At 70.0% G+C, this 23,438-nt stretch carries 25 protein-coding genes; 12 read left to right on the top strand and 13 right to left on the bottom strand.

Features of this window, described 5'->3' with window-relative positions; translation table 11 throughout:
* Window positions 1-3: 3 nt before the first annotated feature.
* The 4 genes from G6N14_RS03585 to G6N14_RS03570 all read right to left on the bottom strand — a co-directional run bounded on the left by G6N14_RS03585 (window position 4) and on the right by G6N14_RS03570 (window position 3,727).
* Entirely contained in the window at window positions 4-828 is an 825-nt protein-coding gene (locus G6N14_RS03585) for a carbohydrate ABC transporter permease (protein WP_179960865.1), read from the bottom strand.
* On the bottom strand, window positions 828-1,709 hold the full coding sequence (locus G6N14_RS03580) for a carbohydrate ABC transporter permease (protein WP_085134871.1): 882 nt from the start codon (window positions 1,707-1,709) through the stop codon (window positions 828-830). The genes G6N14_RS03585 and G6N14_RS03580 overlap by 1 nt, the downstream gene beginning before the upstream one ends.
* Window positions 1,706-3,124 carry an ABC transporter substrate-binding protein gene (locus G6N14_RS03575; RefSeq protein ID WP_085134872.1) on the bottom strand — a complete coding sequence of 473 codons (1,419 nt, stop codon included), beginning with the start codon at window positions 3,122-3,124 and terminating at the stop codon, window positions 1,706-1,708. The genes G6N14_RS03580 and G6N14_RS03575 overlap by 4 nt, the downstream gene beginning before the upstream one ends.
* Before the next feature lie 75 nt (window positions 3,125-3,199).
* Window positions 3,200-3,727, bottom strand: a complete 528-nt coding sequence (locus G6N14_RS03570) for a YflT domain-containing protein (protein WP_046321733.1) — start codon at window positions 3,725-3,727, stop codon at window positions 3,200-3,202.
* A 78-nt stretch (window positions 3,728-3,805) separates the two neighbouring features.
* Between G6N14_RS03570 and G6N14_RS20510 the strand changes: the two genes are divergently transcribed.
* On the top strand, window positions 3,806-4,426 hold the full coding sequence (locus G6N14_RS20510) for a DUF4190 domain-containing protein (RefSeq protein ID WP_170307442.1): 621 nt from the start codon (window positions 3,806-3,808) through the stop codon (window positions 4,424-4,426).
* Window positions 4,427-4,493: 67 nt separating this feature from the next.
* On the opposite strand, the gene G6N14_RS03555 is transcribed toward G6N14_RS20510, so the two are convergent.
* On the bottom strand, window positions 4,494-5,462 hold the full coding sequence (locus G6N14_RS03555) for an HpcH/HpaI aldolase/citrate lyase family protein (RefSeq protein ID WP_085137141.1): 969 nt from the start codon (window positions 5,460-5,462) through the stop codon (window positions 4,494-4,496).
* Between the two features lie 24 nt (window positions 5,463-5,486).
* Between G6N14_RS03555 and G6N14_RS03550 the strand changes: the two genes are divergently transcribed.
* From G6N14_RS03550 to G6N14_RS03535, 4 genes are all read left to right on the top strand, one after another.
* Window positions 5,487-6,785 carry a magnesium transporter MgtE N-terminal domain-containing protein gene (locus tag G6N14_RS03550; protein WP_085137139.1) on the top strand — a complete coding sequence of 433 codons (1,299 nt, stop codon included), beginning with the start codon at window positions 5,487-5,489 and terminating at the stop codon, window positions 6,783-6,785.
* Window positions 6,782-7,279: a DUF1003 domain-containing protein gene (locus G6N14_RS03545; RefSeq protein WP_085137137.1), complete on the top strand. Its 498-nt coding sequence runs from the start codon at window positions 6,782-6,784 to the stop codon at window positions 7,277-7,279. The genes G6N14_RS03550 and G6N14_RS03545 overlap by 4 nt, the downstream gene beginning before the upstream one ends.
* 222 nt (window positions 7,280-7,501) lie before the next feature.
* Entirely contained in the window at window positions 7,502-8,746 is a 1,245-nt protein-coding gene (locus G6N14_RS03540) for a lytic transglycosylase domain-containing protein (protein WP_085137175.1), read from the top strand.
* Between the two features lie 49 nt (window positions 8,747-8,795).
* Window positions 8,796-9,950, top strand: coding sequence for an Mrp/NBP35 family ATP-binding protein (locus G6N14_RS03535; protein ID WP_085137135.1), 1,155 nt, complete (start codon window positions 8,796-8,798; stop codon window positions 9,948-9,950).
* Window positions 9,951-9,977: 27 nt separating this feature from the next.
* Here the strand turns inward: G6N14_RS03535 and tatB are convergent, their stop codons facing one another.
* From tatB to sigE, 4 genes are all read right to left on the bottom strand, one after another.
* Complete coding sequence (gene tatB / locus G6N14_RS03530) at window positions 9,978-10,364, bottom strand: Sec-independent protein translocase protein TatB (protein ID WP_085137133.1); 387 nt, start codon at window positions 10,362-10,364, stop codon at window positions 9,978-9,980.
* Between the two features lie 12 nt (window positions 10,365-10,376).
* Entirely contained in the window at window positions 10,377-11,876 is a 1,500-nt protein-coding gene (htrA, locus tag G6N14_RS03525) for a serine protease HtrA (RefSeq protein ID WP_085137131.1), read from the bottom strand.
* Window positions 11,877-11,963: 87 nt separating this feature from the next.
* On the bottom strand, window positions 11,964-12,371 hold the full coding sequence (gene rseA / locus G6N14_RS03520) for an anti-sigma E factor RseA (RefSeq protein WP_085137173.1): 408 nt from the start codon (window positions 12,369-12,371) through the stop codon (window positions 11,964-11,966).
* Window positions 12,372-12,484: 113 nt separating this feature from the next.
* A complete protein-coding gene (sigE, locus tag G6N14_RS03515; protein WP_085137129.1) occupies window positions 12,485-13,276 on the bottom strand; it encodes an RNA polymerase sigma factor SigE in 792 nt (263 codons plus the stop codon).
* 190 nt (window positions 13,277-13,466) lie between these two features.
* Between sigE and G6N14_RS03510 the strand changes: the two genes are divergently transcribed.
* The 6 genes from G6N14_RS03510 to G6N14_RS21425 all read left to right on the top strand — a co-directional run bounded on the left by G6N14_RS03510 (window position 13,467) and on the right by G6N14_RS21425 (window position 19,580).
* Window positions 13,467-14,132, top strand: a complete 666-nt coding sequence (locus tag G6N14_RS03510; protein WP_085137127.1) for an O-methyltransferase — start codon at window positions 13,467-13,469, stop codon at window positions 14,130-14,132.
* A gap of 99 nt (window positions 14,133-14,231) precedes the next feature.
* Window positions 14,232-14,870: a TetR/AcrR family transcriptional regulator gene (locus tag G6N14_RS03505; RefSeq protein WP_085137125.1), complete on the top strand. Its 639-nt coding sequence runs from the start codon at window positions 14,232-14,234 to the stop codon at window positions 14,868-14,870.
* Window positions 14,860-15,765 carry an ABC transporter ATP-binding protein gene (locus tag G6N14_RS03500; protein ID WP_085137123.1) on the top strand — a complete coding sequence of 302 codons (906 nt, stop codon included), beginning with the start codon at window positions 14,860-14,862 and terminating at the stop codon, window positions 15,763-15,765. The genes G6N14_RS03505 and G6N14_RS03500 overlap by 11 nt, the downstream gene beginning before the upstream one ends.
* The gene (locus G6N14_RS03495) at window positions 15,762-17,405 is read left to right on the top strand and encodes an ABC transporter permease (RefSeq protein ID WP_109559914.1); all 1,644 of its coding nucleotides are present in this window, start codon (window positions 15,762-15,764) and stop codon (window positions 17,403-17,405) included. Before G6N14_RS03500 ends, G6N14_RS03495 begins: the two co-directional genes overlap by 4 nt.
* A gap of 10 nt (window positions 17,406-17,415) precedes the next feature.
* Complete coding sequence (locus G6N14_RS03490; RefSeq protein WP_085137121.1) at window positions 17,416-18,090, top strand: methyltransferase family protein; 675 nt, start codon at window positions 17,416-17,418, stop codon at window positions 18,088-18,090.
* Between the two features lie 107 nt (window positions 18,091-18,197).
* Window positions 18,198-19,580, top strand: coding sequence for a DUF2599 domain-containing protein (locus tag G6N14_RS21425; protein WP_109559913.1), 1,383 nt, complete (start codon window positions 18,198-18,200; stop codon window positions 19,578-19,580).
* A gap of 16 nt (window positions 19,581-19,596) precedes the next feature.
* On the opposite strand, the gene glgC is transcribed toward G6N14_RS21425, so the two are convergent.
* Complete coding sequence (glgC, locus tag G6N14_RS03480; protein ID WP_085137119.1) at window positions 19,597-20,811, bottom strand: glucose-1-phosphate adenylyltransferase; 1,215 nt, start codon at window positions 20,809-20,811, stop codon at window positions 19,597-19,599.
* Between the two features lie 139 nt (window positions 20,812-20,950).
* Here glgC and glgA point away from each other — a divergent pair, with 139 nt between their 5' ends.
* Window positions 20,951-22,111, top strand: coding sequence for a glycogen synthase (gene glgA, locus G6N14_RS03475; RefSeq protein WP_085137117.1), 1,161 nt, complete (start codon window positions 20,951-20,953; stop codon window positions 22,109-22,111).
* A 59-nt stretch (window positions 22,112-22,170) separates the two neighbouring features.
* On the opposite strand, the gene G6N14_RS03470 is transcribed toward glgA, so the two are convergent.
* The 3 genes from G6N14_RS03470 to G6N14_RS03460 form a co-directional block, all read right to left on the bottom strand.
* Window positions 22,171-22,338: a DUF3117 domain-containing protein gene (locus G6N14_RS03470; RefSeq protein WP_003885506.1), complete on the bottom strand. Its 168-nt coding sequence runs from the start codon at window positions 22,336-22,338 to the stop codon at window positions 22,171-22,173.
* Between the two features lie 166 nt (window positions 22,339-22,504).
* A complete protein-coding gene (locus tag G6N14_RS03465) occupies window positions 22,505-23,080 on the bottom strand; it encodes a DNA-3-methyladenine glycosylase I (protein ID WP_085137115.1) in 576 nt (191 codons plus the stop codon).
* Window positions 23,077-23,388 (bottom strand): DivIVA domain-containing protein, encoded by a 312-nt coding sequence (locus tag G6N14_RS03460; RefSeq protein ID WP_085137113.1) that lies wholly within the window; start codon window positions 23,386-23,388, stop codon window positions 23,077-23,079. The genes G6N14_RS03465 and G6N14_RS03460 overlap by 4 nt, the downstream gene beginning before the upstream one ends.
* Between the last annotated feature and the right edge of the window lie 50 nt (window positions 23,389-23,438).

Below are 23,438 nucleotides of genomic sequence, written 5' to 3'. Positions count from 1 at the left end.
GGCCTATCCCTTCACCGCGCCGGAGGTCAGTCCCGCCACGATCCGTCGTTGGAAGATTAGAACAAAGACGATGATCGGCACGGTGATCACCATCGCTCCCGCCGCGATCGATCCGGTGGGCTCCTCGAATTGCGAACTGCCGGTGAAATTGGCGATGGCCACGGGCGCGGTGACCGAGGCTTTCGTGGCCGTCAGCGACAACGCCAGCAGCAGATCGTTCCACGCGAAGATGAACACCAGAATGGCAGCGGTGACGATGCCCGGCGCCGCCAGCGGCGCGATCACCTTGCGGAACGCCTGCCCCGGTGTGGCGCCGTCCATCTTGGCGGCCTTCTCCAGATCCCACGGGATCTCGGCGAAGAACGCCGACAGCGTGTAGATCGCCAGCGGTAGCGCAAACGTGATGTAGGGGATGATCAGGCCCAGCCAGGTGTCGAACAGCCCGGTGGCGCGTTCGATGTTGAAAATCGGTGTCACCAGGGAAATCTGGGGAAACATCGCGATCAGCAGGGCTGCCCCCACCAGCAACCGCTTACCGGGGAAGTCCAGGCGAGCCACCGCGTAGGCGGCCATCGCCCCGATTACCACCGCGATCACCGTGGTGATCAGGCCGATGCCCACCGAGTTGATCAGCGCTGAACCGAAGACGTCACCGGCAAAGATGCCGCGGTAGTTGTCCAGCGTCACCGACGAGGGAATGAACCTGCCGTCCTTGACCGTTGAGGTCGGCTTGAGCGACAGCGACAGAATCCACAACACCGGGACCAGTGCGTAGACCAGCACAGCCAGGTCGATGATGACCCATGCGGTTCGGCGGCGCAGACCGATCATCGCTGGTCCGACCCCGGCGCCGCGGCACCGAACAGTTTGATGAACACGAACGCGATCAGCGCCACGCAGATGAAGATCAACACCGAGATCGCCGAACCCAAGCCCACGTTGAATCCTTTGAACAGGTTGTCGTAGCCCAGGATCGACACCGAGCCGGTGTTGTTGGAGCCGTTGGTCAGCACGTAGATGTTGTCGAAGATCCGAAACGAGTCCAGGGTGCGGAACAGCACCGCCACCAAGATCGCCGGTTTCATGATCGGCAACATGACCGCGACCAAGCGCCGCCAGGGACCGGCTCCGTCCATCTGCGCCGCCTTGAGCAGGTCCTCGGGTACCAGCGCCAGTCCGGCCAGCAGCAGCAAAGCCATGAACGGCGTCGTCTTCCACACCTCGGCCAGCACCACGATGCCCAGCGAGGGCAACTGCTGGGTCAACGGCGCGCTGCCGGTGGGCAGCAGGTCGGCCAGATACCCCGTCCCCGGCGTCCAGGCGTAATACCAGCTGTAGGCGGCGGCGACCGTGACGATGCCGTAGGGCACCAGCACCGCGGTGCGCACCATTCCCTTGGCGAACAGACCGCGGTGCATCACCAGCGCCAGCGCCAGGCCGAACACGAATTCGAACGCCACCGAGACCACGGTGATCCCCAGCGTCACCGCGAACGCAGTCCACCAGTAGGAGTCGGCCAAGGTGGTCTGGTAGTTGGCCAGGCCGACGAAGGCGGTGTCCCCCGGGGTGGCCAGGTTGTAGCGCAGCAGGCTCAACCAGATCGCGTAGCCGATCGGGTACGCCGTCACCGCCAGCATCAGGATCACCGCCGGGGCGACCAGCAACACCGCCAGCCGGCGCTGCGAACGGACGTCGTCGACCCGCGTCACGGGATCAGCCCCTTGCCGTCGATGGCCTTTTGCACCTGCACGGCCAACTCGTCGGCGGTCCGCTCGGGGTCGATGACGCTGATCGGCGCCAGCGTCGCCGATATCCGGGTCGACACCGCCTGATACACCGGGGTCGCCGGGCGCACCGCGGCGTCGGTGAGCTGCTGGCGGATCACGTTGTGCTGCGGATATTTCTGCTGGAACTGCGGGTCGTCGTACACCGAGGCGCGCACCGCCGGCAGGCCGCCCTCGATCGCGACATACTTCTGGTTGGCGGGACTGCGCAGGCAGCGCACCGCTTCGAAGGCCTCGGCGCGATGCCGGGTGGTCCGGGCCACCGCCAGGTTCAGCCCGCCGAGCGTCACCTTGGCCGGGTGGCCTTCCCGCACAGCCGGATACGGCGCGAAGCCCAGCACCGAACGACTGGCGTCGTAGGCGAGACGATACTGCTCCTCGGTGGGTTTGAACGCTCCGCCCTCGACGCTGCCGGCCAGCTCCGGGCGCCCCTGCAACGGCAGGAAACCCACCCCGCCTTTGACCGCGTTCTCCAGCATTGACGGCAGCACGAACGGCCAGTTGACTTCCAGCGCCGCCCGGCCCTGCTCGAACGCCAGCCGGGCGGTGGCCTCATCGGTCTGGGTGATCGACGGGTCGGCCCCGGGCGCGGTCGCCACCGCCTTCATGACCCGCAGCGCGGCCACGGTGGCGTCCCGGTGTTCCTCGGTGTCGACGAGGGTGACGGTCTTGCCGTCATCGCTGAGGACCCGGCCGCCGGCGCTTTGCAGCAGGGTGTTGAACCACACCACCAGACCCTCGTACTGCTTGGCCTGCACCGCGATCCAACTGGGCCCGCCCGCGGCGTGCAAGCGCGTCGCCTCGGCCACCATCTGGTCCCAGGTGGCCGGGGCCGACGCCATCAGATCCGGCCGGTACCAGAGCAACTGGGTGTTGGTGACGATGGGCGCGGCGTAGAGCCGCTCATGCCACCGGGCGCTCGCGAGCGGACCCGGCAGGGTGTCCTCGACGGCGTCGGCTTCGGCTTTGCCGGCCGGGTCGTCCGACAGCGGCAACGCCCAGCCGGCCTCGGCGAATTCGGCAGTCCACACCACATCGAGGCCCATCACGTCCAGGGTGCGGTCGTTGCCGGTGAGCCGCCGGGCCAGTTGCAGGCGCTGGTCGTCGGCGGCTCGCGGCAGACTGAACTGCTGCACCCGATACCGGCCACCGGCCTGTTCGGTGCAGCGCGCCGCGATGACGCGGAAGGTCGCGGTGTCGTTGGCCGGGGTGTAGACGCTGATCACCGGGACACCGGCGGACGAGTCCGGCGATCCACAGGACGATCCCGCCGACGCCACGGTCAGCGCGATCAACCCGGCCGCGCCCAGCCGGCCCACGCGACCGCGCCGACTCCCCACGCCACCCGCCTCCCGTTGCCGTTCCGTGTCACGACGGTAAGGCCGTCCGCGGGCGCTACGCAAACACCGCAGCCGCTACAGCGTCAGCTTCGCCAGCAGATCCCGGCCCTGCTCGGCGCTCTGCGGGTCGCACAGCACGTCATAGCGTCCCGCGACCAGCTGCATGGTGGAGCTGAAGTCCCTTGTACCCCGGGCCATCGCGTAGGGCACCGACGAGGTGATGAGGCCGAAGAACACCCCGGCGATCAGACCCGTCACCAGCGCCTGGGTCGGGTTGGCGCTGAAGATTCCCAGCACCAGGCCGATGAACAGACCCAGCCAGGCGCCGCTCAACACCCCGCCGCCGAGCACCTTGGGCCAGGTGAGCCGGCCGGTGACCCGCTCGACCTGCATGAGGTCGACGCCGACAATGGTCACCTGGTGGACGGGGAACTCCTGATCGGACAAATAGTCCACCGCTCGCTGCGCCTCGGCGTAGGTCGGGTACGACCCGATCGGCCAGCCTTTCGGCGGCGTCGGCAGCCGGGCCGGATCACGACGAGCGGGCGCTCCGGCCGCGCCGAGCGGATCGGGACGCTGTCCAGGCTGGAAGGGGCTGGTCATGGGAATTCTCTCTCCTCGCCCCGAGAAGCGGCTGTCGGACGACAAGCCGGTCGCGGCGCATCGGCTAGGTTGAACAGCATGACAGCTCCCGGCGGGGATTCTGAACAGAATCCACGAGGCAATCCTGACCAGCCCTGGGCCAACCCGGGTGCTGTCGGGCCCGATCAGGGCGGCTGGGCTTACCCGTCGGGCTTCGAGGGCTATCCCCCCGGGCCGGCGTACCCCGCGCCCGGATTCCCGCCACCCCCGGCCGGCGGCGGCTTCCCGCCACCCCCGCCTACCAGCGGCTATCCGGCTGCGCCGCCGCCCGGCAACTACCTGCCGCCCGGCGGTTATCTGCCTCCCCCACCGCCCGCGCCGGGCGAGTACCCGCCTCCGGGCTACGCCCCGGGTTACCCGCCGCCGGGCTACGCCCCGGGTTACCCGCCGGCGGGTTATGGCGCGCCGTATCCCGGCGGCTACCCCCTTCCGGGCCAGGCGCAGAAGACCAACGTCCTGGCCGTCACCTCCCTGGTGCTGGCCCTGCTCGGACTGGTGTTCTGGCCGCTGGCTCTGGCCGGGGTCATCGTGGGAGTTGTCGCGCTGAACCAGATCAGGTCGACCGGTGAGGCTGGGCACGGCCTGGCGGTGGCCGGCACCTCGATCGCCGGCGTGGCGATGATGCTCTCGTTCGTCCTGGCGATGATCGCCCTGAACTAGCCGCGATCGCCGCTAGGCCGACGGCGGCGACCCGCCGCGCCCGGCTGCGCCGCGCTCGCGATCGCCGCTAGGCCGACGGCGGCGTGAACGGCGGCGCCTCGCGGCGCATCCCGGCGGCGCGGCCCTTGCCCGCCACCACCAACGCCATTTTGCGGCTGGCCTCGTCGAGCATCTCGTCACCGAGCATCACCGCACCGCGGGCTCCGCCGGCGTGCGAGGTGTGCCACGCGTAGGCCTCCAGAATCAGCTCGGCGTGGTCGTACTCGGCCTGACGCGGACTGAAGATCTCGTTGCCCGCTGCGATCTGGTCGGGATGCAGCACCCATTTGCCGTCGAAACCGAGGGCGGCCGAGCGGCCCGCCACCCGCCGGAATGCCTCGACGTCACGGACTTTCAGGTACGGCCCGTCGACGGCGGCGATCCCGTGCGCGCGCGCCGCCACCAGGATCGTCATCAGCACATGGTGGTAGGCGTCGCCCTCGGTGTAGCCCTCGGGCTGCTCGCCGACCTCCAGGGTCCGGGTGTTGAGGCTGGCCATCAGGTCGGCCGGTCCGAGCACCAATGCCTGCACCCGGGGCGCTGCGGCAATCGCGTTGATGTTGGTCAGGCCGCGGGCGTCCTCGATCTGGGCGTCGATGCCGATCTGGCCGACCGGCAGACCGTGGACGGTCTCCAGCTGGGTGAGCAGCAGATCCAGCGCCTGCACGTGCGAGGCATCGGACACCTTGGGCAGTACGACGACATCCAGCCGGGTACCGGCGGCACCGACCGCCGAGACCACCTCGATCAGGTCGGCATGGGTCCACGGTGTGGTCCAGTCGTTGACCCGAACGCCCAGCAACGGAGCCGTCCAGTCGGTCTCGGTCAGCGCTTCGGCCACCAGGGTCCGGGCCTGGTCTTTGGCCGCTGGGGCGACCGCGTCCTCCAGATCGAGAAAGACCTGGTCGGCGGGCAGGCCCTTGGCTTTGTCGATCATCTTCTGGCTGCTGCCCGGTACGGACAGGCAGGTACGGCGGGGGCGATACGCGTTGGTCACCTAAATACTCCTACCCTTTCAATCATGGCGTCGAGCAACAGGGTTTATGCAGCGCGGCTCGCGCGGATGCTGGTACTGGGCCCGTTCGGCGAATCCGTCGGGAAGGTCCGCGACGTGGTGGTCAGTCTCAGCATCGTTCGCCAGCAGCCCCGTGTCCTGGGACTTGTTGTCGAACTACCTACCCGCAGAAGGATATTCGTACCGATTCTGCGGGTCGCCTCGATCGAACCCAACGCCGTCACCCTCAACACCGGAACCGTGTCGCTGCGCAAGTTCAACCAGCGCCCCGGCGAGGCACTGGTGCTCGGTCAGGTGCTCGACACCAAGGTCCGGGTCAACGACCCCGAGCTGCCGGAACTGGCCGGCGTCGATGTCACGATCGCCGACTTGGCCATCGAGCAGAGCCGCACGCGGGACTGGCTGGTGACGCGGGTGGCGGTGCGACACTCCCGGCGGCTGGGCCGGCGCGCCGCGGTGCACATCGTGGACTGGCACAACGTGCAGGGCCTGACCCCGTCTGCGCTGGCGATGCCCGGGCAGGAAGTGGCGCAGCTGCTGGCGCAGTTCGAGGGCTGGCGGCCGATCGAAGTCGCCGACGCCATCCGCGAGCTGCCGCCCAAACGCCGCTACGAAGTCTTCAACGCCCTGGACAACGCACGCCTGGCCGACATCCTGCAGGAGCTGCCCGAAGAACGGCAGGCCGTGGTGCTCGCCCAGCTGGGCACCGATCGGGCCGCCGACGTCCTCGAGGAGATGGACCCCGACGACGCCGCGGACCTGCTCGGCGTGATGAACCCGACCGAGGCCGAGACACTGCTGGCGCGGATGGACCCCGATGACTCCAATCCGGTGCGCCGCCTGCTGGAGCACTCCCCCGACACCGCGGGCGGCCTGATGACCTCCAACCCCGTGGTGCTCACCCCTGACACCTCGGTCGCCGAGGCGCTGGCCCGGGTGCGCGATCCCGACCTGACCCCGGCGCTGTCGTCGCTGGTGTTCGTGACGCGAGCTCCCACCGCCACCCCGACCGGCCGCTACCTGGGCTCTGTCCCGCTGCAGCGACTGCTGCGGGTTCCCCCCGCAGAACTCATCGGCGGATTCGTCGACTCTGATCTGCCGGCCTTGAACCCCGAGGTCTCGCTGGCCGAGCTGACCCGCTACTTCGCGGCTTACAACCTGGTCTGCGGACCGGTGCTCGACGAACAGAACCACCTGCTGGGCGCGGTGACGGTCGACGACGTGCTCGATCACCTGCTGCCCGCCGATTGGCGCGAAACGCCCGAGCCGGATCTGGGACCGAAACTCGCCGGGAGGCCGTCGTGACCGACCGCTCGTCATCGCAGCGTCTCTCCACTCCCCGCACCTCACGGCTGCCCAGCTTCCAGCTCGATCCCGACGCGCTGGGCCGCTTCACCGAGTCGGTGGCGCGGTTCTTCGGCACCGGGCGCTACCTGGCCATCCAGACCCTGATCGTGGTGGCCTGGATCCTGCTGAACGTCTACGCGGTCCGCCTGGAGTGGGACCCCTACCCGTTCATCCTGCTCAACCTGGCATTTTCCACGCAGGCCGCCTACGCCGCGCCGCTGATCCTGCTGGCCCAGAACCGGCAGGAGAACCGCGACCGGGTCAGCCTGGACGAGGACCGCCGGCGCGCCGCCCAGACCAAAGCCGACACCGAGTACCTGGCCCGGGAACTGGCGTCGCTGCGGTTGGCGGTCGGCGAGGTGGCCACCCGCGACTACCTGCACCACGAACTCGAGCGGCTCCGGGAACTGCTCGAAGCGCTGCGGCCGGCGCCCGACCCAGGCGCGCCGTAGCCGGTGCCCGGGATGGTCCGCCTGGGGACGCGGACCATATAACGGTCACCAGCAGGACCGACGTTGGGTATGGTGACCTAGTTCACGAAGCGCGAGCGGTATCACCACAGCGAATTTAGGGACGGTCGAGTGCTAAAAGGGGGCGGCGCAGGGGAACGCGTGTCCCGTGGCGCCAAAGTGCGCCGAGCCGCGCGTGCGGCCCTGCGGCCGGCGTTCGGCCTGATGTTCATCACCCCGCTGGTGTTCGCCGGCGCCGTGGGCGCCACACCCCGCTCCCCCTCGACCTCGCTACCGCTGCGCAACACCGCGGTTACCCCACTGGCAGCGTCGGTGAACACCTCGTCGGCCGGGCGCTCGTCGGGGCCCGCCGTCGTCGCGGTGCACCGCCCGCCGGCCGCCCTGCGCGTGGCCGCCGGAGCCCCGTCGGCGCCGCCGGCGGCCGTCGTCTACGCACCGGGCACCCTCGGGATCCCCCAGACCGCCTTGGCCGCCTACCGCAACGCCGAGCACCAGATGTCGGTCGCCGCACCCGAGTGCGGGGTCAGCTGGAACCTGCTCGCCGGGATCGGGCGCATCGAGTCCGGCCACGCCAACGGCGGGGCCACCGATGCCCGGGGCAATGTGCTGCAGCCGATCTACGGGCCTGCGCTGGACGGCACCCTGCCCGGCAACGAAATCATCGTGGCCAGCAGCGCGCCCGGCCGGGTGGTCTATGCCCGCGCCCTGGGACCGATGCAGTTCCTGCCCGGCACCTGGTCGCGCTATGCCGCCGACGGCGACGGCGACGGACGTGCGGACCCCCAGAACGTCTATGACGCGACGCTGGCGGCAGCCCGGTATCTGTGCAGTGGTGGGCTGAACCTGCGCGAGCAGTCGCAGGTTCTGACCGCCATCCTGCGCTACAACAATTCGATGGCCTACGCGGAGAACGTGATGGGCTGGGCGGCGGCCTACGCCACCGGGGTGGCCCCGGTCGACCTGCCGCCGATCGTCGGCCCGGCCCCGCCGATCGCCGACCTGCACCTCGAGCACCTGGAACACCCCGAGGGACTCGGGCCGGAATCGCTGGCCTTGCACGGCATGTCGCACGTCGACCGCACCGCGGGCTCCGCGCTGATCGACCTGGGTCAGCCGAGCATGGAGACGCAGCTGGCCAACCTGCCCTGGCTCCAGCCGTGGATGACCTCCCCCGAGCAGCAGCTGCCGCGTCCCTCGGCGGCCTGCCGGATGATCTGTCTGGAGCCGCAAGCAGCCCCGGCCCCGGCGGCCGCGCCGGCCCCGCCCAACGGGCTGCCCCCGTTCCCGTTCGCGCCCCCGGAAGCCCCACCGGCCGCGCCCGCGCCGATGCCGCCCTATGCGGTCGCACCGCTGCCGCCGGATTCCCCGGATCAGCCGGCCCCGGCACAGCCGGCTCCGGTGTTCCCCGGCATCCCGCCGGGCGGGCCCCAGGCATTGCCGCCGGCCTGACCGACAGCGCAGGCCGGCACCTCGCCGCACTGCCTTAGACTCGGTTGCGATGCCCGAGAACCAGGATGACACCGCAGCCCTGCACGACGCGATCTACGCAGCGTTGGGCACCGTGCTCGACCCCGACATCCGGCGTCCGATCACCGATCTGGGCATGGTCAAGAGCATCGAGATCGCGGCAGACCACAGCGTCCACGTCACGATCTACCTGACCATCGCCGGCTGTCCGATGAAGTCCGAGATCACCAACATGGTGACCGCGGCGGTCAACGACGTGCCCGGCACCGGCCCGGTGACGGTCAGCCTGGACGTCTTCAGCGACGAGCAGCGCGCCGAGTTGCGCAAGCAGTTGCGCGGCGACGCCCGCGAGCCGGTCATTCCCTTCGCCCAACCGGGTTCGCTGACCAAGGTCTACGCGATCGCCTCGGGGAAGGGCGGGGTGGGCAAGTCCAGTGTCACCGTCAACCTCGCGGTTGCGCTGGCCGAACGCGGTCTGGCGGTCGGGGTGGTCGACGCCGACATCTACGGCCACTCGGTGCCCCGGATGATGGGCGTCACCGCCCTGCCGACGCAGGTCGACTCGATGATCATGCCGCCGATCGGCTACGGCGTGAAGGTGATCTCGATCGCGATGTTCACCCAGGGCAACACGCCGGTGGTGTGGCGTGGCCCGATGCTGCACCGGGCCCTGCAGCAGTTCCTCGCCGACGTCTACTGGGGCGACCTGGACGTGCTGCTGCTGGATCTGCCGCCGGGCACCGGCGACATCGCGATCTCGGTGGCGCAGCTGGTGCCCTCCGCCGAGATCCTGGTGGTGACCACCCCGCAGCAGGCGGCCGCGGAGGTCGCCGAGCGGGCCGGGGCGATCGCCCTGCAGACCCGCCAGCAAGTGGTCGGGGTGGTGGAGAACATGGCCGGGCTGGCCATGCCGGACGGGTCCACCATGCACCTGTTCGGCGAGGGCGGCGGCGAGCGGGTCGCCGAGCGGCTGACCCGGGCCATGGGCCGCGAGGTTCCCCTGCTGGGCCAGGTGCCGATCGACACCGAGATGGTGACCGGCGGCGACTCCGGCTCCCCGGTGGTGCTGTCGCCGGACTCGCCGGCGGGCCGGGAGCTGCGCCGGATCGCCGATCAGCTGGCCACGCGCCGGCGCGGGCTGGTCGGAATGTCGCTGGGCCTGGACACCGGGGCCCCCCGCCGCTGATCCGATCGCCGCTGGGCTGCTAAGGCCCTAGGTGGCGTCGGTGTCGAAGGGCGCCGGTGCACCCGGCTCGGGAACCACCATCGCCGGTGCCGGCGGCGCCGGGCGTGGCTCGGCGGCCAGCGCACCGACGGCGGTGAACAGCGAATCGTCCCCGTCGAGCAGATGCCGGGTCAGTGCGGTGCGCGGTGTCATGCCGCGCAGTTTCTGCAGCTCGCTCAGCGGTGCCCTCAGGTCGTCGAACTCCGGCCCGATCTCTTCGCGCAGCTGCTCAGTGGCGTTGGTGACGTAATCACGGGCCTGGCGCAGTGCGCCGGCGGTCCAGCGGATGGCTCCGGGGAGCCGCTCGGGTCCCAGGATCACCAGCCCGAGCACCACCAGGACCAGCATCTCGCCCCAGCCGACATTGGCGAACATGACGCCGGGCCGCTAACCGTCGGGGGTGGGGGTCACCATCAGCGTCACATGGCGCCCGTCGCGAACCACCTCGACGGGCGATTCCTTGCCGATGGTCAGGTTGCGGACCGCCACCACGAATTCGTTGGCGTCGGCGACGGTGCGGTCGCCGATCTTGACCACCACGTCGTTCTCCAGCATGCCGCCCTTCTCCGCGGCGCTGCCCACCTTGACGTTGGCGATCTGTGCACCGGAGGCGATCGCGTTGCTGACCGAGCGAGCGCTCACCCCCAGCGTGGGGTGCACGATCTTGCCGTCCCTGATCAGCGCCTCGGCCACGATCTTCATCTCGTTGACCGGGATCGCGAATCCCAGCCCGCTGGCGCTGTCGGACAACGACTTTCCGGCAGTGTTGATGCCGACCAGCTGGGCGTCCATGTCGATCAGCGCACCGCCGGAGTTGCCGTGGTTGATCGAGGCGTCGGTCTGGACCGCATCGATGACGGTGTCGGTGTCGGAGTCGTCACCGGTCAGCGGTACCGGCCGGTGCAGGGCGCTGATGATGCCGTGGGTGACGGTGCTGCGCAGGCCCAGCGGGGCGCCGGCCGCGATCACCTCGTCGCCCACCCGCACCTTGTCGGAGTCGCCGAGCCGGGCCACCGACAGGTTGTCGACGTTGTCGACCTTGAGCACGGCCAGGTCGGTCTTGGGGTCGCGGCCGACCAGGTTGGCCAGGACCTCTTTGCCGTCGTTGAACACCACGGTGGTCTTGAACTTGCTGGGGTTGTTGGCGGCTTCGGAGATGACATGGTTGTTGGTGACGATGTAGCCCTTGCCGTCGATGACCACGCCGGATCCCTGCATGCCCTGGTCGTCGCTGACCGACTCGATGGTCACCACCGAGTTCGCGATGGCTTCGGCGACCTTGGCGAACCGTCCGGCCGGCTCTTCGACGTTGCCCTTGGTCGACAGCGTCACCTTGGACGTGGTGAAGGCCTCGACCACCTGCGCGGTCGTGCGTCCGACCCAGCCCCCGACTATGCCGATGGCCAGCGCGATCGCGGCCAGGACGGCCAGCGCGCGGTAGGAGACCCGCTCACCGAACAGCACGTCGCGAACGCCGAGGCGGTCCCCGGAGTCGCCGGGCGCCCGGGGTGCGGGCGGGACCACGGCGGGCCCGCCCAGCGCCGCACCGGCGGCGGGGTCGCGCCAGGGGTCTTCGGTCGCCTCGGAGCCGCCCGGCTTGCCGTTTCGGCCCAGCGCCCCGGCGTCGGCGGGATGGCGCTGCAATGACGGGCCGGTGCCGTAGGGCCGGCCGAAGGCCTCTTTGAGCACGGGGTCCGGCGGTAGGTCTCGCGGGACGTACTCGCCCTGCTCGCGGTACTTCTTGGGCCGTACCTCCGCGGGCGTGAAGGAGCCGCGCACGCCGTCGGGCCGCCCGAAGGCCTTCTTGGACGCAGTGTCCACCGGGGGACGGTAGACGGGGCGCGGCGCCAAGCGGTTGCCGCCGGCGTTCTCGTTGTTGGAGCTCACCTAATCCTCTTCCGGTTCCACCCCTGGGTCGCTTCCAGGCTCCGCGAGCACAGCGTCACCTGGCGCTGGCGCCGCTCCGGACCCACCTTACCGGCGTTTACGGCGTTCTCGGGGTTTGCCGTCGTCGAACCGGGCGGGCAGCGGCCTCGCCGGCTCGTCCGGAGGGCAGTCGGCCGGGGCCTCGGGGATCTGGGCCAACAGGCCCAACAGCGCCGAGGGGATCCGGATCGGGTGTGAATCGCGCAGGGCGGAACGCGCCCGGCCCTGGTACTCCACCTCCGCCGCGCAGTCGGGGCACAGCGACAGGTGGTGAGCCGCACGCAGGTGGGCGTTCATCCGCAGCTCGCCGTCGACGTAGGCGGCGATCGCTTCGCTGCACAGGTGTTCGGTGGAGCTGAACTGCCGCGGGGCGCCGACCGGCGCGTCGCTCTGCGAGGCGAGTTGCGCGGGTAGCCAGGAGAACGCGCGACGGAAGAGACCTCCGCGGTCCGTCACACCGGACTCCTCTCCGATCGCCACCATCACTCGGTCGGGCTTGAATAAAGGCCCGTTAAGAATGTAGCGCGATACCGCCGGCAGACGCCGAAACCCGCCGGTGCAGGCCGGACTCAGCGGGCCGCGGTGCCGCCGAACGCCTCGGCGTCACGCTGACCGGCGCGCGCGGCCAGATAGTCGCGCAGAGCCTGGCGGCCCCGGTGGATGCGACTGCGCACGGTGCCCAGCTTCACCCCGAGGGTGGCGCCGACCTCTTCGTAGGACAGGCCTTCGATGTCGCACAGCACCACCGCGGCGCGGAATTCCGGCGCCAACGAGTCCAGCGCTGCCTGCAGGTCGGGATCGAGCCGCGCGTCGTGGTAGATCTGCTCGGGGTCGGGCTGGTCGGCCGGCACCCGGTCGTAATCCTCGGGCAACGCCTCCATCCGGACACGTCCCCGTCGCCGCACCATGTCCAGGAACAGGTTGGTGGTGATGCGGTGCAGCCAGCCTTCGAAGGTCCCGGGCTGGTAGTTGTGCACCGAACGGAACACCCGGATGAAGGTCTCCTGGGTGAGATCCTCGGCGTCGTGCTGGTTTCCGGACAGCCGGTAGGCCAGCCGGTAGACCCGGTCGGCGTGCTGGCGCACCAGTTCGTCCCAGGACGGCATCGCCGCTACATCGCCGGTTGCGTCGAACACCGCGGTTCCCTGCGGGGCCGGCGCCCCCGGGACCCAGTCGGTGCCGGCGTAGCGGTCCGCGTGGGTGGTCGGGTGCGACATGGCGACCGGGGGCAGCAATGTGGTTATGGCGACGTCCTCCAGATCAGGGCCGCCGTCAGGCGACGACAGCGCACTGTCGCGGTCAACGTGCAACGGGCCCCTCGTATTCCCAGCGTCTCGAGGCCGGTTCATACCTCGTTCCATGCCGATACCGTTGCCTATCGCGGTATGCCAGCTCTGTGCTGTATCTGAACGCCGACTGTGAACCTGTGTTCGAATGCGTCACGCCGTGCGGAAATACGCCCAGATAACAGTTCGGACACGGGCCAAACCCCGGGCGTGTCGGGTAGGCGCCGGTGCGTGCCCCCGCCGCGCTTTGTCCTACGCTGCGGATATGGCCAGCACCGACGACACTCCCGCGGAGCCGCCGCGCAGTCGCGCCGAGGCACTCCTGTCCCACGCCGAGGAATCGATGACCGAGGATGCGGTGCTGGCAGCTGCCCGGGATCGGGCCGCGGAGCTCGGTGTCGGGTCGATCAGTGCCGCTGTGGGCGCGCTGCTGAGTCTGCTGACCAAACTCAGCGCCGGCCGGGCGGTGGTCGAAGTCGGCACCGGCGCCGGAGTGAGCGGCCTGTGGCTGTTGTCGGGCATGGGCGAAGACGGGGTGCTGACCACCATCGACATCGAGCCCGAGCATCAGCGCATCGCCAAGCAGGCGTTCACCGAAGCCGGCATCGGGCCGGGCCGGACCCGCTTCATCAGCGGCCGCGCCCAAGAGGTGTTGACCCGGCTGGCCGACGAGTCCTACGACCTGGTGTTCGTCGACGCCGAGCCGATTGACCAGCCCGGCTACGTGCTGGAAGCCGTGCGGTTGCTGCGGTCCGGCGGCGTCGTCGTGCTGCACCGGGCGGCCCTGGGCGGCCGGGCCGGAGACCCCAGCGCCAACGACGCCGAGGTGACCGCGGTACGCGAAGCAGCCCGGCTGATCGCCGTCGACGAGCGGCTGACCCCGGCGCTGATACCGCTGGGCGACGGACTGCTGGCCGCCGTCCGCGACTGACCGGCGCCCGCCTGCTGCGGGGTGCACCCGCATTCTCCGAGACAACTATCGCCATCCGATGCTTGACGCGCGACTGAACGCGCGTTTAGCGTATTGAACATGCGTTCAGCGGACCTGACGGCCGCGGCGAGAATCCGCGACGCGGCCATCGAACAGTTCGGACGGCACGGCTTCGGCGTGAGCATCCGGGCTATCGCTGAGGCTGCCGGGGTGAGCGCCCCGCTCGTCATCCACCATTTCCGGTCCAAACACGGCCTGCGCCAAGCCTGCGACGCCTACGTCGCCGAAGTGATCCGCACCGGAAAGTCCGAGGCGATGCGCTCCGCAGACTCCGCGACGTGGTTCGCCCAGATGGCCGAAATCGAGTCCTATGCGCCCCTGATGGCCTACCTGGCCCGCAGTATGCAGTCCGGCGGCGAGCTGGCAAACACGTTGTGGCGCCGGATGATCGACAACACCGAGAGCTACCTGGCCGAGGGTGTCCGGGCCGGGACCCTCAAACCCAGTCGCGACCCGAAGGCCCGGGCCCGCTACCTGGCGGTCAGCGGCGGAGGCGGATTCCTGCTCTATCTGCAGATGCACGAGAACCCGGCCGATCTGCGTGCGGTGCTGCGCGATTACGCCCGCGAGATGGTGCTGCCCGCCCTTGAGCTCTACACCGACGGGCTGCTGGCCGACCGCACCATGTATGACGCCTTCCTAGAAGCCGAACAAGGGGGAACCACCGATGCGCAATGAGAACCGCTGGACGGCAATCGAAGTCCGGGGACTGGAGAAGAGATTCGGGCGGGTCACCGCGCTCGACGGACTGGATCTGAGCGTGCAGGCCGGGGAGGTGCACGGTTTCCTCGGCCCGAACGGCTCCGGCAAATCCACCACGATCCGCATCCTGCTGGGCCTGGCCAGGGCCGATGGCGGCACCGTGCGACTGCTCGGTGGCGACCCCTGGTCCGACGCGGTCGAGCTGCACCGCCAGATCGCCTACGTCCCAGGCGATGTCACCCTGTGGCCGGGGTTGACCGGCGGCGAGATCATCGATCTGCTGGCCCGGATGCGCGGCGGCATCGACGAACGCCGCCGCGACGAGCTGATCGAACGCTTCGACCTGGATCCGAGCAAGAAAGCCCGCACCTACTCCAAGGGCAACCGCCAGAAGGTCTCCCTGATCTCCGCGTTCGCCTCGCATGCCCAGCTGCTGGTGCTCGACGAACCCAGCAGCGGCCTGGACCCGTTGATGGAAAACGTGTTCCAGCAGTGCGTTACCGAGGCGAACCGCCGCGGCGCCACCGTGCTGCTGTCCAGCCACATCCTGGCCGAGACCGAGGCGCTGTGCCACCGGGTCACGATCATCCGGGCCGGACGCGCGGTCGAGAGCGGTTCACTGGATGCTCTGCGGCACTTGCGCCGCACCTCCATCGCGGCCGATCTGATGCGCGACCCCGGCGACCTGACGCGCATCCCGGGTGTAGCAGACGTGCACTACACCGGCACCGTGCTGCACGCCCAGGTCGACAGTGCCAGCCTCGGGGAACTGATCGCGGTGCTCGGCACCGCCGGAGTGCGCAGCCTCACCAGCCGGCCCCCCACCCTCGAGGAACTGTTCTTGCGCCACTACGACACGGTGCGAGCATGACTGCCCTGGCCGTGCCGCCGGCAATACCGGCGCCCCGCCGGGACCGTCTCGCGCTGGCCGGCACGCTCGGGTCGCTGCGCCTGTCCCTGCGCCGCGACCGCATCGTGTTGCCCTTGTGGGTGCTGCTGCTGTCGCTGCCGCTGGCGGGTGTCTACATCGCGAGCGTCCAGGCGATCTATCCCACCGCGGCCGAACGCGCCGGCCTGGCCGCGACCATCATGGCCAGCCCGGCCCAGCGTGCCATGTACGGGCAGGTCTACAACGACTCCCTGGGCGCGGTGGGCGTCTGGAAGGCCGGGATCTTCCATCTGCTCATCGGGATCGCGGTGATCCTCACCGTGATCCGGCACACCCGCGCCGACGAGGAGGCCGGCCGCACGGAGCTGATCGACTCCACCGCCGTGGGCCGTCATGCCGGCCTGACCAGCGCACTGCTGCTGGCGGCGGGCGCATCGCTGACCACCGGCGCCATCGGTGCCGCGGGCCTGCTGACCACCGACGTGCCCGCCGCGGGATCGTGGGCGTTCGGGGCGGCGCTGGCCTGCTCCGGGCTGGTGTTCACCGCGGTGGCCGCGGTCGCCGCCCAACTGTCGCCCAGCGCCCGGTTCGCCCGCGGCGCCGCGTTCGGCGTGCTCGCCGGGGCGTTCACGCTGCGGGCCCTGGGCGATGCCGGATCGGGTGCGCTGTCCTGGCTGTCGCCACTGGGTTGGTCGCTGCAGGTACGGCCCTACGCCGGTGACCGCTGGTGGGTGTTGGTGCTGCCCCTGGCGACGGCAGCCGCACTGACCGCGCTGGCCTACCGGCTGGCCGCCCGCCGTGATGTCGGCGCCGGTCTGCTGGCCGAACGCCCCGGTCCACGCACTGCAGCACCGGCCCTGCGTGGGGCGTTCGGGCTGGCGTGGCGGCTGAATCGCGGCGCGCTGCTGCTGTGGACCACCGGCCTGGCACTCTACGGGCTGCTCGTCGGCAGCGTGGTGCACGGGATCGGCGACGAGGTGGGCAACGACCGCGCCCGCGACATCGTGGTGCGCCTGGGCGGCACCGCGGTGCTCGAGCACGCGTTCGTGGCGGTGGCGTTCACCATGCTGGGCATGGTCGCCGCCGCTTTCGCGGTGTCGCTGGCGCTGCGGCCGCGCCAAGAGGAGACCACCGGCCGAGCCGAGACCCTGCTGGCCGGATCATTGTCGCGGGGACGGTGGCTGGCAAGCCATCTGGTGGTGGCCCTGGCGGGTTCGGGGATCGCACTGTTGGCCGCCGGACTGGTGGCCGGAATCGTCTACGCGACGGCGGCCGGTGACTCCGGCGGGCAGTTGCCCCTCGCGGTGGGCAGCGCCGCGGTTCAGCTGCCGGCGGTCTGGTTGCCCGCGGCGGTGGCGGTCGCGGCGTACGGGATCGCCCCGCGCCTGGCGCCCGCCGCATGGGCGGTTCTGATCGGCTTCATCGCGCTGTATCTGCTGGGCACCATCTCGGGGCTGCCGCAGTGGGTACTCGACCTCGAGCCGTTTGCCCACATTCCGCTGGTCGGCGCCCGCACCGAAGGCACCTTCAGCGCGGTGCCGCTGGTCGTTCTGCTGGCGCTCGACATCGGCCTGATCGCGGTGGGCCTGTGGGGATTGCGCCGCCGTGACCTGACCCCCTAGGAGGACAGCCATGAACGCCGTCGGCAAGGGCCTGCTTTCGGCGTCGCTGGGCATGTTGGCCTTCGGGTTGCTGCTGTTCGTACCGGCCGGGACACTGCACTACTGGCAGGCCTGGGTGTTTCTGGCCGTGTTCGTGGCCGCTACCTGGATTCCCAGCCTGTACCTGCTGCGCACCAATCCGGCGGCCCTGGATCGGCGGATGCGGTTCGGCCCGCGGGCCGAGCCCCGGCCGCGGCAACGGCTCGTCATCACCGCGATCTTCATCTGCTTTCCGGCCCTGTTCTTCGTGAGCGCACTGGATCACCGCCTCGGGTGGTCGACGGTCCCGACGGCGGTCTGTCTGCTCGGCGACGCCCTGGTGGCGGCCGGGCTGGGGCTGGCCATGGTGGTGATCGTCCAGAACGGCTACGCGGCGGCCAACGTCGCCGTCGAGGCGGGGCAACCGCTGGTCTCCACGGGCCTGTACGCGGTGGTGCGCCACCCGATGTATGTGGGCAACGTGCTGCTGATGGCCGGAACACCGCTGGCCCTGGGCTCCTACTGGGGGCTGGCCTTTCTCCTGCCGGGCGTTGCCCTGTTGGCCGTGCGCCTCCTCGACGAGGAGCGCATGCTGACCGAGGAACTCCCCGGCTACCGCGAGTACACCGACCGGGTGCGGTACCGCCTGGTGCCGCACCTCTGGTGAGACGGCGCGGCGCCAGCGCCGCCGCTCCGGATGCCGCAGAGACGCTGGTGGCTTACAGTTCCCTAAGCAGAAACTGTTAATTCCTACTCGGGGAGATTGGCGAACCCATGCGCGTACTCAGGCGGGGCACCGGCAGCGGCGCTGCGGGCCGCACCCTCATCCCGGCCCGGATGGCCGCCGCCGCGGCGGGCGCCGTAGTGGTGGGCCTCAACCCGCTGCTGACCGCCGCTCCCGCCCAGGCGGACTGGGATTGGCTGTTCGACGTCGCCGAACCGGCCGCGGTGGCCGGAAGTGCGGCCGACGGGTTCGATCTGGGCAGCCTGATGGCGCTGGTGCAGTCCTTCACCGAGCAGCTCGATCCGGCCACCAACCAGTTGTTCTCCGACGTCATCGACGCGGTGCTGGCCGTGCCCGGCGCCAACCAGTTCGACACCGCCGAGTGGCTGAACCAGTTCATCTACGCCCCGTTGCACGAAGGCCTGCAGCAGTGGCTTGCCAGCCCGTTCGGCGAGCTCAGCCTGGGCCTGATCAACGCCCCGTTCGTCGCGCTGTTCGGTCGCGATCTGATCGGCGACGGCATCGACGGGTTCGACGGCGTCAACACCAGCCTGCTGGGCCAGTGGGGCTGGTTCGGCGACGCCGGCGACGGCGGATTCCTCTTCGGCGACGGCGGCGCCGGGATCGCGGGTATCGACGGCGTCGGCGGGGCCGGCGGCGATGCGGGCTTCTTCGGCAACGGTGGAGCCGGCGGAACGGGCGGCGAAGGGGCGGCCGGCGGCGACGGCGGGGCCGGTGGCTGGTTCATGGGGGTGGGCGGCACCGGCGGCACCGGTGGCGCGGGCGAGACCGGCGGCACCGGCGGCGTGGGCATCGGCATCCTGCTCGGCACCGGCGGCACCGGCGGCACCGGCGGCGACGGCGGCGACGGCGACATCGGCGGCGACGGCGGCGTGGGCGGCGCCGGGGCCTGGTGGCTGGGCCGCGGCGGCGACGGCGGCCTCGGCGGGCAGGGCGGCGGCGAAGCGGAGAGCGGCGGCGACGGCGGCGCAGGCGGCGCGGGCGGCGTGTTGTTCGGCCGCGGCGGCGACGGCGGCCTCGGCGGGCAGGGCGGCGCCGGCGGCCTGGGCGGTGCGGGTGGCTTCCTGGGGGCTGCGGGTATCAGCGCGGCCCCGTACGTCCAGCACACCCAGTGGGTGACCTACGACGGCGGCAACAGCCTGCGGGTCTATCCCACCGGCACCGGCCGCACCGAGGCCGGCGAGCTCGGCACCCTGCGCCAGGGCGAGCAGGCCTGGTCGGAGGTGGTCAAACGCAACCCGGAGGCCAACACCGCCGGGATGCGCGCCCAGTTCCTGTGCCACTGGCAGTTCGTGGAGTTCATCCAGCCCGGCAAGACCAGCTGGAATCTGGAGCCGTGGCGCCCGGACGTGAGCACGCTGGACCTGCTCGCCAACGGCTGCAACCCCGGCGGCGCTGAGGAGCCGTTCTAGGTCCCGGGGGCGGCCGCTAGATCCAGATGCCCTTACCGACGGCCACCACGCCGCCGGCGCTGATGGAGAAGCGTTCCCGGTCCTTCTGCAGGTCGACACCGATCATCTCGCCGGGCCCCACCACGACGTTCTTGTCGAGGATGGCGTGGCGCACCACCGCGCCGCGGCCCACCCGCACGCCGGGCATCAGCACGCTGTCCTCGACGATCGCTCCGTCGTCGATCAGCACGTTCGACGACACCACCGAATTGCGCACCGATCCCGCGGAGATGACGCTGCCCGCACCCACCACCGACTCCTGAGCGGAGCCGCCGTTGACGAACTTCGCCGGCGCCAGGTTCTCGGTGGCGCCGTGAATCGGCCAGCGGGTGTTGTACAGGTTGAAGACCGGATGCGCCGAGACCAGGTCCATGTGTGCGTCGTAGAACGCGTCCAGGGTTCCCACATCACGCCAGTAGCCCCGGTCGCGCTCGGTGGCGCCGGGCACCTCGTTGTCGGAGAAGTCGTAGACCGCGGCCATCCCGTCGGCCACCAGGCGCGGCATGATGTCGCCACCCATGTCGTGGTCTGAGTGGTCGTCGTCGGCGTCGGCGCGGATCGCATCGATGAGCACCTTGGTGGTGAAGACGTAGTTACCCATCGAGACAAACGTGCTGTCGGGGTCCCCGGGTGTGCCGGGCGGGTTCGCGGGCTTCTCCAGGAAACCGCGGACCCGGCCGGATTCGTCGGCGTCGATGCAGCCGAACGACGTCGCCTCGGCGCGCGGAACCCGTACTCCTGCGACGGTCGCCCCGGCCCCACTGTCGATGTGGAAGCGCACCATCTGCTCGGGGTCCATCCGGTAGACGTGGTCGGCTCCGAGAACCACGATGTAGTCCGGATCCTCGTCGAAGATCAGATTGAGCGACTGGTAGATGGCGTCGGCAGACCCGGTGTACCAGCGCGGCCCCAGCCGCTGCTGGGCCGGCACCGGGGTGATGTACTCCCCCGCCAGGCCGCTCAATCGCCAATTCTGCGAGATGTGACGGTCCAGTGAATGCGACTTGTACTGCGTCAGAACACAGATCCGCAAGTAGCGCGCATTGACCAGATTGGACAGCACAAAGTCGATCAACCGATAGGCGCCCCCGAAAGGGACCGCCGGCTTCGCCCGGTCCGCGGTCAAGGGGTGCAGCCGCTTACCCTCACCACCGGCCAGGACGATGCCCAGGACGTGCGGCACTTCCCTCATGGCCACAAACCTATCGGCCCCTTCGAAGCCCTGCCAGGTTGACCGCACGATTGACGACGGTTCTTTACAAAGGGCGGGTCGCCGCTCACGGGTCGATCCGCCGCGCAGCCGCCGACCGGCGCCCGCTACCGTGCGGGTTATGCGGGTGGCGATGCTGACGCGGGAATACCCGCCAGAGATCTACGGCGGTGCGGGCGTCCACGTCACCAACCTGGTCGAAGCGCTGCGGCGGCTGTGCCATGTCGACGTGCACTGCATCGGGGCGCCGCGGCCCGGTGCGCACGCCCATCAGCCCGATCCCGCACTGCGCGATGCCAATCCGGCGCTGGGCACGCTGTCGGCCGACCTGACGATGGTCGACGCCGTCAGCACCGCCGATGTCGCGCACTCCCATACCTGGTACACCGCCCTGGCGGGCCGGCTGGCCACGCTGCTGCACGACATCCCGCATGTGCTCACCGCGCATTCCCTGGAACCGCTGCGCCCGTGGAAGGCCGAGCAGCTGGGCGGCGGCTACCGGGTGTCGACCTGGGTGGAGAAGGAGGCGACGACGGCCGCGGACGCGGTCATCGCGGTCAGCTCGGCCATGCGTGAGGATCTGCTGCGGGTCTACCCGACGCTGCGGCCGGACCGCGTGCACGTGATCTACAGCGGCATCGACACCGACGTGTGGCGCCCGCAGCCGGTCGGGCCCGATTCGCTGCCGGCCGAACTCGGTGTGGACCCGGACCGGCCGATGGTGGCTTTCGTCGGGCGGATCACCCGGCAGAAGGGCGTGGCCCACCTCGTGGCCGCCGCCCACCGGTTCGACCCGGAGGCGCAGCTGGTGCTGTGTGCGGGCGCCCCTGACACGCCCGAGATCGCCGCGGAGGTCAGCGCCGCCGTGGCCGAGCTGGCCGCCACCCGCAGCGGGGTGTTCTGGGTGCAGGAAACGCTGCCTGCCCGAAAGATTCGCGAACTGCTCTGCGCGGCAACCGTTTTTGTGTGCCCGTCTGTCTACGAACCGTTGGGCATCGTCAATCTGGAGGCGATGGCCTGCGGCACAGCGGTGGTCGCCTCGGATGTGGGGGGTATCCCGGAGGTGGTCTCCGACGGCGTGACCGGCACCCTGGTGCACTACGACGGCGCCGACCCCGACAGCTATCACGCCGACCTGGCCGCCGCCGTCAACGCGCTGGTGACCGACCCCGAACGCGCCCAGCGTTACGGCGACGCCGGCCGGCGCCGCTGCGAGGAGGTCTTCTCCTGGGCGCGCGTAGCCGAGCAGACACTGGCCGTCTACCGAGCGGCGGACTGCTAGCACCACCGTGCCAAGCCGAAGCCGGTTCGCCCACACGGCGAACCGCCTCGCTTGATCTGTTAGCTGGTGACCGCTTTGAGCTCGTCGCCGAGCGCGGCGGCCTCATCGGGAGTCAACTCGACGACCAGTCGTCCACCGCCCTCAAGCGGTACTCGCATCACGATGCCGCGCCCCTCTTTGGTCGCTTCCAACGGACCGTCACCGGTCCGGGGCTTCATCGCCGCCATCGAGTGCTCCCTCCAGGTACCAGCCCGCAGGCCGTGCCCATGTTCTGCGCCGGGTGTGCACGGCAGCCGCAGCATCCGGCGTCGAACTGCAAATTCACTCTGCCATTCTCCCCTATCGAAGATGGCGCGTGCACAAGACCCGATTCCGAAGTGCATTTTAGTGGATCTAAACGCTTACCGGTGGCACCCAACATGCCCGGACGTGGTCGTCCACCATGCCGGTGGCCTGCATCAACGCATACGCGGTAGTGGGTCCCACGAATCGGAAGCCGCGCCGCTTCAATTCGCGTGCCATCGCCGTCGATTCCGGCGTGACCGCCGGAATTGCCGACAAGTCGGCCGGCCGTGGCCGTGCCGGCGGCGCGAACGACCACAGCAGGTCCACCAGATCGGTCGATCCCAGGGCAATGGTCGCCCGCGCGTTGGCGATCGTCGCCTCGATCTTGGCCCGGTTGCGCACGATGCCGGCGTCGTCCATCAGCCGGGCCACGTCGGCGTCGGTGAACCGCGCGATGGTCTCCACGTCGAAATCGGCGAACGCGCGCCGGAAGTTCTCCCGCTTGCGCAGAATCACCAGCCACGACAGTCCGCTCTGGAAGGCTTCCAGGCTGATCCGCTCGAACAGCGCCGTCGGCTCGCGCACCGGGCGGCCCCACTCCTGATCGTGGTAGTCGCGGTAGAGCTGCGACGCGATGTCGACCCAGCCGCACCGGACCCGGTCGTCGTGGGGCACCGGGCTCAACGTGGCTCCGGCGCGTCCGCAGCGGCCGCCTGGGCCGCGGCAAGCTGACCGCGCAGTTGGTCGAGCTCGGCGCCGAGGCGTTCCAGCACCCAGTCGACTTCGGCAGTGTTGTAACCCCGCAGCACCTGGGAGAACTTCACCGCCTCGACATCGGCGCCGGTGACGCCCGATGCCGGCAGCATGGTGGCCGTCGTCGCCCGCGGCAGCGGGGGCAGCGGTTCACCCCGGCCGAACAGCGTGCTGGCGACGCCGAACAGCAACAGCGCGATCAGCACGAGCACAACGAGGTAGAGCAACACCAGTGTCACGGCATCGATAGTGCCTCATCGGCGACCGGCGTTGCCGGCGATTCCCCTCA

This window comes from Mycolicibacter hiberniae (genome assembly GCF_010729485.1).
Classification (GTDB): Bacteria; Actinomycetota; Actinomycetes; order Mycobacteriales; family Mycobacteriaceae; genus Mycobacterium; species Mycobacterium hiberniae.
This window is presented reverse-complemented; position numbering and strand designations above follow the sequence as displayed.